This window comes from Vogesella sp. AC12, from assembly GCF_024437575.1.
GTDB classification, from domain to species: domain Bacteria; phylum Pseudomonadota; class Gammaproteobacteria; order Burkholderiales; family Chromobacteriaceae; genus Vogesella; species Vogesella indigofera.
The window spans coordinates 171,604-185,455 of the sequence record NZ_JANFNU010000002.1; the positions used below are offsets into that span (position 1 = coordinate 171,604).

At 65.3% G+C, this 13,852-nt stretch carries 9 protein-coding genes and 1 pseudogene; 6 read left to right on the top strand and 4 right to left on the bottom strand.

The features are described from left to right. Window positions 1-3: 3 nt before the first annotated feature. The gene (locus NOM55_RS04630) at window positions 4-2,241 is read right to left on the bottom strand and encodes an NADP-dependent isocitrate dehydrogenase (RefSeq protein ID WP_255907696.1); all 2,238 of its coding nucleotides are present in this window, start codon (window positions 2,239-2,241) and stop codon (window positions 4-6) included. A gap of 479 nt (window positions 2,242-2,720) precedes the next feature. Here NOM55_RS04630 and NOM55_RS04635 point away from each other — a divergent pair. Together NOM55_RS04635 and aceK are read left to right on the top strand one after the other, a co-directional pair. Next, a pseudogene (locus NOM55_RS04635) lies at window positions 2,721-3,239 on the top strand (pseudouridine synthase); the annotation flags it as partial. Between the two features lie 274 nt (window positions 3,240-3,513). Continuing rightward, entirely contained in the window at window positions 3,514-5,295 is a 1,782-nt protein-coding gene (gene aceK / locus NOM55_RS04640; protein WP_255907698.1) for a bifunctional isocitrate dehydrogenase kinase/phosphatase, read from the top strand. A gap of 64 nt (window positions 5,296-5,359) precedes the next feature. On the opposite strand, the gene NOM55_RS04645 is transcribed toward aceK, so the two are convergent. From NOM55_RS04645 to NOM55_RS04655, 3 genes are all read right to left on the bottom strand, one after another. Next, window positions 5,360-5,791: a hypothetical protein gene (locus NOM55_RS04645; protein ID WP_120810443.1), complete on the bottom strand. Its 432-nt coding sequence runs from the start codon at window positions 5,789-5,791 to the stop codon at window positions 5,360-5,362. Between the two features lie 112 nt (window positions 5,792-5,903). After that, window positions 5,904-8,447: a DNA mismatch repair protein MutS gene (gene mutS / locus NOM55_RS04650; RefSeq protein ID WP_255907699.1), complete on the bottom strand. Its 2,544-nt coding sequence runs from the start codon at window positions 8,445-8,447 to the stop codon at window positions 5,904-5,906. A 95-nt stretch (window positions 8,448-8,542) separates the two neighbouring features. Beyond that, a complete protein-coding gene (locus NOM55_RS04655) occupies window positions 8,543-10,399 on the bottom strand; it encodes a diguanylate cyclase (protein WP_255907700.1) in 1,857 nt (618 codons plus the stop codon). Between the two features lie 172 nt (window positions 10,400-10,571). Between NOM55_RS04655 and NOM55_RS04660 the strand changes: the two genes are divergently transcribed. The 4 genes from NOM55_RS04660 to NOM55_RS04675 all read left to right on the top strand — a co-directional run bounded on the left by NOM55_RS04660 (window position 10,572) and on the right by NOM55_RS04675 (window position 13,773). Beyond that, the gene (locus NOM55_RS04660; protein WP_047966785.1) at window positions 10,572-11,153 is read left to right on the top strand and encodes a GbsR/MarR family transcriptional regulator; all 582 of its coding nucleotides are present in this window, start codon (window positions 10,572-10,574) and stop codon (window positions 11,151-11,153) included. Window positions 11,154-11,155: 2 nt separating this feature from the next. Next, window positions 11,156-12,493, top strand: a complete 1,338-nt coding sequence (locus tag NOM55_RS04665; protein ID WP_255907701.1) for a cytochrome ubiquinol oxidase subunit I — start codon at window positions 11,156-11,158, stop codon at window positions 12,491-12,493. Next, complete coding sequence (locus NOM55_RS04670; protein ID WP_255907702.1) at window positions 12,490-13,500, top strand: cytochrome d ubiquinol oxidase subunit II; 1,011 nt, start codon at window positions 12,490-12,492, stop codon at window positions 13,498-13,500. The genes NOM55_RS04665 and NOM55_RS04670 overlap by 4 nt, the downstream gene beginning before the upstream one ends. Before the next feature lie 138 nt (window positions 13,501-13,638). Then, window positions 13,639-13,773, top strand: a complete 135-nt coding sequence (locus NOM55_RS04675) for a DUF3149 domain-containing protein (RefSeq protein ID WP_082133684.1) — start codon at window positions 13,639-13,641, stop codon at window positions 13,771-13,773. Window positions 13,774-13,852: the final 79 nt, after the last annotated feature.

Consider the following 13,852-nt stretch of genomic DNA (forward strand, 5'->3'; position numbering starts at 1 on the left):
GGCTTAGCCGCGTGCTGCCGCCAGCGCGGCGTTGAAGGTGGCGCTCGGACGCATTACCGCCTGGCACTTGGCGGCATCGGCCAGGTAGTAGCCGCCGATGTCCACCGGCTTGCCCTGTACCGCCTTCAGCTCGTCAACGATCTGCTGCTCGCTCTCGCTCAGCGTCTTGGCCAGCGGCGCGAACTGGGCCGCCAGTGCGGCGTCCTCGGTCTGCGCGGCCAGTTCCTGTGCCCAGTACATGGCGAGGTAGAACTGGCTGCCACGGTTGTCCAGCTCGCCGGTCTTCGGCGACGGACCCTTGCTGTTGTCCAGCAGCTTGCCGGTGGCGGCGTCCAGCGTCTTGGCCAGGATCTTGGCCTTGTCGTTGCCGGTCTTCAGGCCGAGGTCTTCCAGCGAGACCGCCAGCGCCAGGAATTCGCCCAGCGAATCCCAGCGCAGGTGGTTCTCTTCCACCAGCTGCTGCACGTGCTTCGGAGCCGAACCGCCGGCGCCGGTTTCGTACATGCCGCCACCTGCCATCAGCGGCACGATGGACAGCATCTTGGCGCTGGTGCCCAGTTCCATGATCGGGAACAGGTCGGTCAGGTAATCGCGCAGGATGTTGCCGGTCACCGAGATGGTGTCCAGCCCGCGGATCACGCGTTCCAGCGTGTAGCGCATCGCGCGCACCTGCGACATGCACTCAATGTGCAGGCCGGTGGTGTCGTGATCCTTCAGGTACAGCTTCACCTTCTTGATCAGTTCGTTCTCGTGCGGACGGTACGGGTCCAGCCAGAAGATCGCCGGCATGCCGGAGTTGCGGGCGCGGGTCACGGCCAGCTTGACCCAGTCGCGGATCGGGGCGTCCTTGACCTGGCACATGCGCCAGATGTCGCCTTGCTCCACGTTCTGGCTCAACAGCACTTCGCCAGTCGCCAGATCGACGATGTTGGCGATGCCGTCTTCGGAGATCTCAAAGGTCTTGTCGTGCGAGCCGTACTCTTCGGCTTTTTGTGCCATCAGGCCAACGTTTGGCACCGTGCCCATGGTCTTCGGATCGAAGTTGCCATGCCATTTGCAGAAGTTGATCATCTCCTGGTAGATGCGGGCGAAGGTCGATTCCGGCATCACGGCCTTCACGTCCTTCAGGCGGCCGTCGGCGCCCCACATCTTGCCGCCGTTGCGGATCATCGCCGGCATCGAGGCGTCGACGATGATGTCGTTCGGCGAGTGGAAGTTGGTGATGCCCTTGGCGGAATCCACCATCGCCAGTTCCGGACGGTATTCGTGGCAGGCGTGCAGGTCGCGCTTGATCTCGTCCTGTTTCGATTGCGGCAGGGTGGCGATCTTGTCGTACAGGTTGGCCATGCCGTTGTTGACGTTGACGCCCAGCTCGTCGAACAGCGCGCCGTGCTTGGCGAATGCGTCCTTGTAGAAGATCTTCACGCAGTGACCGAACACGATCGGGTGCGACACCTTCATCATGGTGGCCTTCACGTGCAGCGAGAACATCACGCCGGTCTTGTGCGCGTCTTCGATTTCCTTCTCGTAGAACTCGCACAGCGCCTTCTTGCTCATGAACATGCTGTCGATGATCTCGCCTTCCAGCAGCGATACCTTCGGCTTCAGCACGATGGTCTGGCCGCTCTTGGTCACCAGCTCCATCTTCACGTCACGGGCGCGATCCAGAGTCATGGATTTTTCGCCGTGGTAGAAGTCGCCGTGGTGCATGTGCGATACGTGGGTGCGCGATGCCTGGCTCCACTCGGCCATGCTGTGCGGGTGCTTGCGCGCGTATTCTTTGACCGCCTTCGGTGCGCGGCGGTCGGAGTTGCCTTCACGCAGCACCGGGTTGACGGCGGAGCCCAGGCACTTGCTGTAACGCGCCTTGATCGCTTTTTCTTCGTCGCTGGTCGGGTTTTCCGGGAAGTCCGGCACCGCGTAGCCCTTGGCTTGCAGTTCCTTGATGCAGGCCTGCAGCTGGCCGACGGAGGCGCTGATGTTCGGCAGCTTGATGATGTTGGCGTCCGGGTCCTGCGTCAGACGGCCCAGTGCGGCCAGGGTGTCCGGCACCTTCTGGGCGTCGGTCAGATAATCGGGGAATTCAGCCAGCACGCGCGCCGCAACCGAGATGTCGGCGGTGTCGATGTGGATGCCGGCGGCGCCGGTAAAGGTCTGGATGATCGGCAGGAAGGCGTTGGTTGCCAGCGCGGGCGCTTCGTCGGTGAGGGTGTAGATGATGGTCGGTTGTTCCGAAGGCATTACTCTATCTCCATGATTATTTTGTGACGACTAAACGATGGCACGGGGCGATGGCACGGGGGCTTGCGGTGCTGGACGACAACCCGTGTCGACGCGGGGAAAGGCTGTGAAAGGCCGGCTCTTGGTTCGTCAGGTGCCAGCGTCGCCCGGAACGGTGATGCCAGGTGGCTCTCGGGCGACTTTTCAGATGCGAATTATACTCCGTCCGCGCCCTGCTGTTCGACGCACATTCGAACTTTGGCGTCGTTTTTCCGGTGAACGCTTGTTCGAATGTGAATTGTGTTGCGCCGCGGCTACGCCGGGTGCCGCCTATTCCGAAGCGCTATATCTGCTATGGTGTCGCCGTTTTCTAAAACGAATGTTTGAATTGCCGCGCAGAGCGCAAGGTTGGCCGCGCCCGCCGGCGGCAACGCGCATGTGACTGCAGGCGACCAGCCTTGTTATCATCCGGCCCATTGCTTAATACCGGCGGCGCGGACATGTCCCAACTCTTCTTGCTCAACAAGCCCTACGGCGTGATTTGCCAGTTTTCCGAGCACCCCTTGCATCCCACGCTCAAGTCCTGCGTCGCCCAGCCCGGCATTTACCCGGCCGGGCGGCTGGACACCGACAGCGAAGGGCTGCTGCTGCTCACCGGCGACGGCGAGCTGCAGCACCGCATCAGCGATCCGCGCTGGAAACTGCCGAAGACCTACTGGGTGCAGGTGGAAGGACGGCCGGACGAGGACAAGCTGGCCGCGCTGCGCGCCGGGGTCGATCTTGGCGATTTCGTCACCCAGCCGGCCGAAGTGCGCGTGCTGCCGGAAGCGCCGGCACTGTGGGAGCGCAAGCCGCCGGTGCGCTTTCGCAAGACGGTGCCGGATACCTGGCTGGAGATCATCATCAGCGAAGGCAAGAACCGCCAGGTGCGGCGCATGACCGCCAAGGTCGGCCTGCCGACGCTGCGTCTGGTGCGGGTAGCGATCGGGCCGTGGCGGCTGGACGAGCTGCAGCCGGGCATGCTGCGCAGCATCGAGGTGTCGCTTGCCGACTTGCTACGTACGCGGCATGCTAAACCGGCCGCACCGGCGCCGGCGCGCAGGGAGCCCGCGGGCAAGAACTTCGCGAACCAGAATCCGGCAGGCAAGAACGCCGCGAACCAGAGCAGAACGCAGCCCGCCGCTCCGCAGGCCGCGTCCGCCCCGGCGCCGCGTTTCCGCTTCGCCAAGAAGTAAGTAAGGCCGCAGCAGTCATCTCTCTCCGCTCGCCAGCAGGCGCAACCGAGGTGCCACGATGCAGATCCCCGAATACTACAACCCGGTGGCGCGCGAGATTGCGCAGGCGCTGGTGGACGGCTTCAACCGCCACTACCAGCTGTTTCGCGAGGTCAGCCAGCAGGCCAAGCAGCTGTTCGAGGACGCCGAGTGGCAGGGGGTGCAGCGGCTGGTGCGCGACCGCATCCAGTTCTACGACGAGCGCGTGCACGAGACGGTGCAGCGCCTGCAGCACCAGTTTCACGCCGACCTGCTGGACGACGAAATCTGGCAGCAGGCCAAGCTGTATTTCATCGGCCTGCTGACCAACCACAAGCAGCCGGAGCTGGCGGAGACCTTCTTCAACTCGGTGTTCACCCGCATCCTGCACCGCGACTACTTCAACAACGATTTCATCTTCATCCGCCCGGCGATCTCCACCGAGTACATCGAGTCCGACCCGCCGTCCTACCGCAGCTACTACCCCAAGCAGCGCGGCTTGCGCCACACGCTGCGCCAGATCGTGGCCGATTTTGGCTGGCGGCGGCCGTTCGCCAATCTGTCGTGCGACCTGGCGTGGGTGATCCGCGCGGTGGACGAATACTTCGCGCAACGTTGGCCGCAGGCCGAGGCCAACCTGCAGATCCAGCTGCTGTCCAGCGCCTTCTACCGCAACAAGACCGCCTACATCTTCGGCAAGGTGGTGAATGGCGGTCAGGTCTACCCGTTTGCCGTGCCGGTGCTGCACGACGCCGACGGCTGCCTGTACCTGGACACCGTGCTGCTGGAGCCGTGGCGCATCGGCGTGCTGTTTTCCTTCAGCCGCGCCTACTTCATGGCCGACATGGAAGTGCCGTCCGGCTACGTGCAGTTCCTGCGCTCGATGCTGCCGACCAAGACCAAGGCTGAGCTGTACACCATGCTCGGGCTGCAGAAGCAGGGCAAGAACACCTTCTACCGCGACTTCATGCAGCACCTGCAGCACTCCAACGATCAGTTCACGGTGGCGCCGGGCATCCGCGGCCTGGTGATGCTGGTGTTCACCCTGCCGTCCTACCCCTACGTGTTCAAGCTGATCAAGGACGTGTTCGGCGGGCCGAAGGAGGTGGATCGCGCCACGGTGAAGGCCAAGTACCAGCTGGTGAAACGCCACGACCGCGTCGGCCGCATGGCCGACACGCTGGAATTCTCCAACGTCGCGTTTCCCAAGGCGCGCTTCAGCGACGAGCTGCTGGACGAATTGCGCCGGCTGGCCACCAGCAGCATCGAAGAAGGTCCGGACACGCTGGTGATCAAGCACCTGTACATCGAGCGGCGCATGAAGCCGCTGAACCTGTACCTGATGAACAGCGACACGGCGGAAAAGGAGCGCGTGGTGCGCGAGTACGGCGACGCGATCCGCGATCTGGCGGCGGCCAACATTTTCCCCGGCGACATGCTGTTCAAGAACTTCGGCGTGACCCGTTACGGGCGGGTGATCTTCTACGACTACGACGAAATCGAGTACATGACCGACTGCCACTTCCGCCGCATTCCGCCGGCGCCGAACCCGGAAATGGAGCTGTCCGGCGAGGTGTGGTATCCGGTGGCGCGCAACGACGTGTTCCCGGAGGAGTTCGGCACCTTCCTGCTGGGCGATCCGCTGGTGCGGCGGGTATTTTTGCAGTACCACCGCGAGTTGCTGGACGCCGGCTTCTGGCAGCACAAGCAGCAGCGCATCCGCGATGGCTATATCGAGGACTTCTATCCCTACCCGGTGGAGCTGCGCTTCTGCCACCGCTACGCCGCCCGGCTGCGAGGGCAGGATGCCGGCGCGCCGTAGCGGCCGGCGGCGGGCATAAAAAAACCGGGAGTTCAGCGCTCCCGGTGTGGTGGTGACCCTGTGCCTATTGTGGCGTGCACTGGTGGTCCTGGAAGTAGGCGATCGGGCCCGCGCTGGTCAGGCCGATATGAAAACAGCTGTCCTCCGCAAAAGTGACACCCAGGTTTTCGGTGGCGCGTACCACCTCGAACAACACTTCAACTTCCTTGAAATATTTGGCAACGCGGTCATTGCCGTCCAGCCACGCCAGAATGCGGTCCCGCTGCGGGTGTTCGCTTTCCAGACTGAGCTGGCAATCGGAACAACTGACCAGGCTGATTGCCGGTGGGATGGAAATATTCAGGCGGGCAAGCTCTTCACGCACAATGGCGGAGAATTGCGACAACTCCCGCATCGCGCGCTCGCGGATGCCTGAAAGAGGGAGGGCTTCGCCACCGTTGGCCGTACCGAACAGGCGGGCTAGAGCGGATGTAACGGCGTAACCTTCTGCATGCATGATATGGGGTTCCTCCAGTGGGACAGCGTTGATCGGGTGCTCACTTATCTGCACTGTGTTTGCGGCAGATTCGTGTTTGTATTGTAGGCAACCGTATGCAGAACGCCTGTCTTTATTTTGTCATTTTCTGCAATTCGTACAGCAGCTCCAGCGCCTGCCGCGGCGTCAGGCTGTCGCTGTCGATATCGCGCAGCCGCTCCAGCGCCGGGTGCGGCTCGGCCTCCACTTCCACCTCGCGCGGGGTGCTGAACAGGTCCGGCTGCTGGCTGGCGGCGGACTGGTTTTCCAGCTCGGTGAGATAGCGTTTTGCCTCGCGGATCACCTTTGGCGGCACGCCGGCCAGCTGCGCCACCGCCAGACCGTAGCTCTGGCTGGCCGGGCCGTCCTCGACGTGGTGCAGGAACACGATGCGGTCCTTGTGCTCCACCGCCGACAGGTGCACGTTGGCCACCGTGTTGTAGCTGGCGGCGAGGCTGGTCAGCTCGAAGTAGTGGGTGGCGAACAGGGTGTAGGCGCGGTTCTTCTCGATCAGCGCCTTGGCAATCGCCCACGCCAGCGCCAGGCCGTCGAAGGTGGAAGTGCCGCGGCCAACCTCGTCCATCAGCACCAGCGACTTGTCGGTCGCGTTGTTGAGGATGTTGGCGGTCTCGGTCATCTCCACCATGAAGGTGGAGCGCCCGCCGGCGAGATCGTCGCTGGCGCCAATACGGGTGAAGATGCGGTCGATCTGGCCGATGGTGGCGGCGTCGGCCGGCACGAAGCTGCCGATGTGCGCCATCAGCGTGATCAGCGCATTCTGCCGCATATAGGTCGACTTACCGCCCATGTTCGGGCCGGTGATCAAGAGCAGCTTGCGCTCTGCGGCCAACCTGGTGTCGTTGGCGATGAAGCGCTCCACTTCCGCTTCTACCACCGGGTGGCGGCCGGCGACGATGTCCAGTCGCGTCTCGGCCACGAACTGCGGCTCCACGTAGTTGTGGTTGGCGGCGCGCTCGGCAAAGGCGGCCAGCACGTCCAGCCCGGCCACCGCCTGTGCGATCAGCTTCAGCTCGCTGATGTGCGGCGCCAGCTGGTCCAGCACCAGCTCGTACAGCTGTTTTTCCAGTGCCAGCGACTTGTCCTGCGCCGACAGCGCCTTGTCCTCGAAGGTTTTCAGCTCCGGCGTGATGTAGCGCTCGGCGTTCTTCAGTGTCTGGCGGCGGCGGTAGTCTTCCGGCACGTTCACCGATTGCGCCTTCGACACCTCGATGTAGAAGCCGTGCACGCGGTTGAATTCCACCTTCAGCGTGCTGATGCCGGTGCGTTCCTTCTCGCGCGCCTCCAGCGCCAGCAGGAAGTCGCCGCAGTCGTTCTGGATCGCGCGCAGCTCGTCGAGGTCGGCATTGAGGCCGTGGTTGATCACGCCGCCGTCGCGCAGGAAAGTGGCCGGCTCCGGCAGGATGGCGGCGCGCAGCAGGCTTTCCACCGGCGAATTGTCCGGCAGCAGCGTCGCCAGCTCTGCCAGCAGCGGCGCGTCCAGGCTGGCGGCCAAGGTTTTGGCGCCGCCGAGCGCGTTCAGCGAATCGCGCAGCGCGGCGAGGTCGCGCGGCCGCGCCGAACGCAGCGCGATGCGCGCGGTGATGCGCTCGATGTCGGCCACCTCGCGCAGCTGGGCGTGGATGTCGCCGTGACGGGTTAGCAGCGCGCGCACCGCCTGCAGGCGGCGCGCCAGCTTGTCGTGGCGGCGGATCGGGTGGTGCAGCCAGTGGCGCAGCAGGCGGCTGCCCATGCTGGTGGCGCAGCCATCCAGCAGCGACGCCAGCGTCGGCGACGCTTCGCCACGGATGGTTTCGGTCAGTTCCAGATTGCGGCGGGTGGCGGCGTCCATGCGGATCAGCTCGCCGGCGTCCTCCACCGCCAGCTGCGCGATGTGCGCCGGGTTCACCCCCTGCGTGGACTTCACGTACTCCAGCAAGGCGCCGGCGGCGCCGACCGCCACTGGCAGGGTGTCGGCGCCGAAGCCGGCCAGGTCGCGGGTGCCGAAGTGGCGGGTCAGTGCCAGCTGCGACGATTCGGCGTCGAACTGCCACGGCGGCAGCTTCTTTTTCGGCATCGCGATGCTGTCGAACACCGCGAGGCCGGTGTCGTCGGGGATCACCAGCTCGGCCGGCTTCAGCCGCTCCAGCTCGCTGTGCAGCTCCTCGACGCCGGTCTGCATCACCTTGAAGTCGCCGCTGGCCAGCGACAGCCAGGCCAGGCCCAGCACGCCCTTGTGCAGGTTGATGGCCAGCACCAGGTTGTCGCGCTTGTCATCCAAGAGCGCGGCGTCGGTGAGGGTGCCGGGGGTGACGATGCGCACCACCTTGCGCTCCACCGGGCCCTTGCTGGTCGCCGGGTCGCCGATCTGCTCGGCGATGGCCACCGACTCGCCCATCTTCACCAGTCGCGCGAGATAGCCCTCGGCGGCGTGATAGGGGATGCCGGCCATGCGGATCGGGTTGCCGCCGCTGGCGCCGCGCGCGGTGAGGGTGATGTCCAGCAGCCGCGACGCCTTCTCGGCGTCGTCGTAGAACAGCTCGTAGAAGTCGCCCATGCGGTAGAACAGCAGCTTGTCGGCGTGTTCGCGTTTCAGGGCGAGATACTGCTGCATCATCGGCGTGTGCTGGGGTGTGGTCATCAGGCTGTCCGTCGGAGGTAAAAGGTTGGCCGCAATAGGCAACGCCCCGACAGGCGGGGCGCGGCAAGCTATTTTACGGGATGTGACCGGTGCCGTCACGGCGGGTCGGCGCTGAGCGCGACGGCGCGGTGGCGACCGGCGGCCTTGGCCGCGTACAGCGCGCTGTCGGCGCGGGCGAGCAGGGTGCGGCTGTCGTCGTCGGCCTGCAGGCAGGCGACGCCGATGGAGCTGGTGATGGCGAGGATGTGGTGTCCGCTCTGGATGCGGAGCTCGCTGATGTCGTCGATGATGCGCTCGGCCAGGTCCAGCGCCTCGTGCAGCCCCAGTCCCGGCAGCAGCAGGCAGAATTCCTCGCCGCCGATGCGGCCGGCGACATCGCTCTCACGCAGCACTTCTTCCAGCGCGTCGCCCAGCGCGGCCAGCACCAGATCGCCGGCGTGGTGGCCGTAGCGGTCGTTGATCTGCTTGAAGTGGTCGAGGTCCAGCATCAGTACCGACAGCGGCGCGTGCTGAACCTGCGCCAGCTGCAGCTGGGTTTCCAGCCGCGCCAGCAGTGTCGGGCGGTTGAACAGCCCGGTCAGCGCGTCGATGGTGGCCTGCTGCTCCAGGATGCGCTGCAGCGCCTTGCGCTGGCTGATGTCGCGCGCCGAGCCCCAGATCACCGGCTGGCCGTCCAGCATCAGGCGGCGGGCGCTGACCTCGACATCGAGCAGCGCGCCGTGCTTGGTGCGGTTGACGCTTTCGAAGGTCTCGCCGTCCTCGCCGGTGGCGGCCAGCCGCTGGCGGATGCTCTGCGGCGTGCTGCCGGGCACCACCTGCCACAGGTGCATGTGCAGCAGCTCGTCCAGGCTGTAGCCCAGCATCTGGCACAGGCTGTCGCTGGCCTCCAGGAAGCGGCCGTTCATGTCGATGATGGACAGGCCGTCGGCGGCGTTCTGCAGGATGGCGCGGTACCACTGGCTGCGGCTGTCCAGCTGGCGGTGGATGGTCTGGTTTTCCAGCAGCAGCGCCAGCAGGCGCGCGGTGTCCTCGAGGATGGTGATCGCCTGCGGCGTCGGCGCCGACGGCGTGCGGTGGTAGACGGCGAAGGTGCCGTGCACGGTGCCCTTGCTGTCGATCAGCGGCTCGGACCAGCAACTGCCCAGTTCGAAGCGCGCCGCCAGCTCGCGGTACGGCGCCCAGTTCGGGTGCAGTTGCAGGTTTTCCGCCACCACCCGTTTCGCGTGCCACACCGCGGCGCCGCAGCTGCCGACCATCGGGCCGGGGGCGAGGCCGACCAGGCGTTGCTGGTAGGCGCTGGGCAGCGACGGCCCGGCCACCGGCTGCAGGCGGCCGCGCGAATCCAGCAGCAGGATGGAGCAGCGCCATTCCGGCAGCGCCAGCTCGATCTGCTGCACCACGGTGCGCAGCAGGGCGTCCAGCGGCGTGCCCTGCGCGTTCTGGCGCAGGATGTCGCTGTGCAGCAGCTGCCAGTGCTGGCGCCTGGCCAGCTTTTCGCGTTGTTGCAGCTGTTCCAGCTCGGCGCCGGCGCGTTCGATGAAGGGCTGCAGCAGCACCGGCAGTTCCGGCGCGAAGAAGTCGGGGCGCGGGTCCAGCAGCGCCAAGTGGCCCAGGCAATGCGCGTCGCCGTCCAGCAGTGGCCAGGCGAGACAGCTCTGCCACGCCTGCTGGCCGGCGTCTGGCAGGCACTGCCGCAGGCCGCGGCCGAGCAGCAGCGGTTGCCGGTTGTCGAACTGGCAGTTGCAGGGCAGCGCGTGCGGTGTGCCGGCGGCGTCGTTGGCAAACAGCACCTGCAGCTGGCGGTGCGGGCCGCTGCTGCGCTGCGACAGCAGCACGCGCTCGGCCCCGGTCAGGCAGGCGAGCTGGCTGACCAGTTGTTGCAGGTACTTTTTGCCGATGCAGCTGGCGCTGTGCAGCAACAGGGCATCGCGGATGCGTTGGGGATCGGGCATGGCTGGCGCGCTCGGTGCGTATCCGTTTCAGTATGCAACTTAGTTCCGGCTTGCGGAAGCAATGAATGGTGGCCGTCACGGCACGGGGCTGGCGTGTGGTTTGACAAGCATTATTTCCAGCGTCTATGATCCATATCAAACTTTCAGAAATTACTGAAAATTGGAAAACGACATGAACCTGCCACCCCTGATTCAATCCTTCGTACTGCATTTCGGCGAAATGGGCAGCCATTGGGGCATCAACCGCACCGTGGGCCAGATCTACGCCTTGCTGTACGTCTCCGACAAACCACTCAACGCCGACGACATCGTCGAGGCCATCGGCTGTTCGCGCTCCAATACCAGCATGGCGCTGAAGGAGCTGCAGGCGTGGCGGCTGGTCAAGCTGCAGCACCTGCCCGGCGACCGTCGCGAATACTTCTCCACCCCGGACGACGTGTGGGCGATCTTCAAGACCCTGGCCGAGGAGCGGCAGAAGCGCGAGGTGGAGCCGACGCTGACCATGCTGCGCGGCGCGATCATGGAAACGCCGTCCGGCGACGCCGAGCGCCACGCACAGGCACGCATGAACGAGATGTACCAGCTGATCGAACTGGTGACCAAGTGGTTCGCCGACATCCGCGACATGGACGTGGACACGCTGCAGAAGCTGATGAAGCTGGGCAGCCAGGTGCAGAAGGTGTTGCAGTTCACGCAGAGCATCGGCCGTCTCACCGGCCGCGACAGCAACCGTAACGCCGACGCGGAGGCCTGAACATGGACAGCTTCGATCCGCTGACGCTGGCGCGCATCCAGTTTGCGGCCAACATCAGTTTCCACATCCTGTTTCCCACCATCAGCATCGCCATGGGCTGGGTGCTGCTGTACTTCAAGACCCGCTTTGACCGCAGCGGCGACCAAGCGTGGCTGGACGCCTACGGCTTCTGGGTGAAGATCTTTGCGCTCACCTTCGCGCTGGGGGTGGTGTCCGGCATCACCATGAGCTTCCAGTTCGGCACCAACTGGCCGGGCTACATGCAGAAGGTCGGCAACGTCGCCGGGCCGCTGCTGGCCTACGAGGTGCTGACCGCGTTTTTCCTGGAGGCGACCTTCCTCGGCATCATGCTGTTCGGCCGCTCGCGGGTGAGCAACCGCGTGCACACGCTGGCCACCTTCCTGGTGGCGTTCGGCACCACGGTGTCGGCGTTCTGGATCATCGCGCTGAACTCGTGGATGCAGACGCCGGCCGGGGTGGAGGTAATTGCCGGCAAGGTGCACGTAGAGAGCTGGCTGGCGGTGATCTTCAACCCGTCGATGCCGTACCGGCTGACGCACATGCTGCTGGCCTCCGGCCTGACGGTGGCCTTTCTGGTGGCCGGGGTGTCGGCCTACCGCTGGCTGCGCGGCGACCGTGCCGCCGGCGTGCGCCACGCGCTGAAGACCGGCGTCACCCTGGCCGCCGTGCTGATCCCGCTGCAGATCCTGGTCGGCGACGCGCACGGGCTGAACACCTTCCACCACCAGCCGGCCAAGCTGGCAGCGATCGAGGGCGTGTGGCATACCGAGCGCGGTGCGCCGCTGCTGCTGTTCGCACTGCCGGACGAGGCGACACAGTCCAACCGCTACGCGTTGGGTATTCCCAAGCTGGCGAGCCTGATCATCACCCACCAGCCGGACGGCGAGATTCGCGGCCTGAACGAGTTTGCCGGCGCGCATCCGCCGGTGGCCAAGGTGTTCTGGAGCTTCCGCGTGATGGTGGCGGTGGGGGTGGCGATGCTGCTGGCCTGCTGGCTGGCGGCGTGGCAGCTGCGCCGCCGCGGCGAGCCGGCGCCATGGCTGGCACGCGTGCTGGTGGCGATGACCTTCTCCGGCTGGCTGGCGACGCTGGCCGGCTGGTACGTGACCGAGATCGGCCGCCAACCGTGGCTGGTGACCGGCATCCTGCGCACCGCCGATGCCGCCTCAGCGGTGGGCGGCGGCATGATCCTGTCCACCTTGCTGATGTACCTAGCGCTGTACGCGGTGCTGCTGGTCAGCTACGTGTCGGTGGTGTTCTATCTGGCGAAGAAGGCCGGTCAGCCGGTTGCGGCCAACCTTGAAGGAGTCTCGGCATGAATGCGGAACTGTGGTTGCCGGTGATTTTCGCCGGCCTGATGGCCATCTCCTTGCTGGCCTACGTGATCCTCGACGGCTACGACCTGGGTGTCGGCGTGTTGCTGCCGTTGGGCAGCGACAGCCAGCGCGACACCATGATCGCCAGCATCGGCCCGTTCTGGGACGCCAATGAAACCTGGCTGGTGCTGGGCGTCGGCCTGCTGCTGGTGGCGTTCCCGATGGCGCACGGCATCATCCTTGGCGAGCTGTACCTGCCGGTGGCGCTGATGCTGCTGGGCTTGATCCTGCGTGGCGTGGCGTTCGACTTTCGCGTCAAGGCGCAGGCGCAGCACCAGCCGGCGTGGAACGCCGCCTTTGCTGTCGGCTCGCTGCTGGCGACGCTCAGCCAGGGCGTGATGCTGGGGCGCTACCTCACCGGCTTCGCCCCCGGTGCGGCGGCGTGGGGTTTCGCGCTGCTGGCCGGGGCCGGGCTGACTGCCGCCTACGTGCTGCTCGGCGCCGGCTGGCTGATCATGAAAACCGAGGGCGAACTGCAGCAGCGCGCCACGCGCTGGGCGCAGCGCGCGCTGCTGGGCACCGGCGTCGCGGTCGCAGCGGTGTCGATCGCCACGCCGCTGGCAAGCGCACGCATCGCCGCCAAGTGGTTCACGCTGCCGGATGTGCTGCTGTTGTTGCCGTTGCCGCTGGTCACGCTGGCGCTGTTCGTGCTGCTGGCCGTCAGCCTGCCAAGGTTGGCCGCAAGGCAGGCGGCTGGGCGCGACAGCTTCTGCTGGCTGCCGTTTGCCGCCACCGTCGGCATCGTGCTGCTGTCGTTCTGGGGTCTGGCCTACAGCGTGTTCCCGGAAATTGTCATCGGTCGGCTGACCATCTGGCAGGCGGCCAGCGACGCCGAGGCGCTGTGGGTGATCCTCGCCGGCGCCGCGGTGGTGCTGCCCACCATCATCGGCTACACCGTGTTCGCCTACCGCGTGTTCTGGGGCAAGGCGCGTGAACTGAGCTATTCCTGAGGGTAAGCGCGGCAGCGGGCTGTTGCTTTCCCGCGGGTGCCTCGCGGCGGATTGACCTGTATCAAAGTCCCTGTCAAGGGTAGGGGTAAGATCGAATTTATCCTGATTAGATACCGGAAACACCGGGAGGAGCTTGAAATGGAACTGTGGAAACAACTGCTCTCTGACGATGTCGGCCTGCTGAGTGTCATCACCATCGGCGTCACTTCGGTGATCGTCACCACCATCATCGTGATGTTCATCAAGAAGGTGAAAAACAGCGACCGCAAGTAAGCGCGACGCCGATTTCCGCAAAAAGGGTACGACCACGGTCGTACCCTTTTTCATGGCTGCGTGCAGCCTTTGTCGCAGC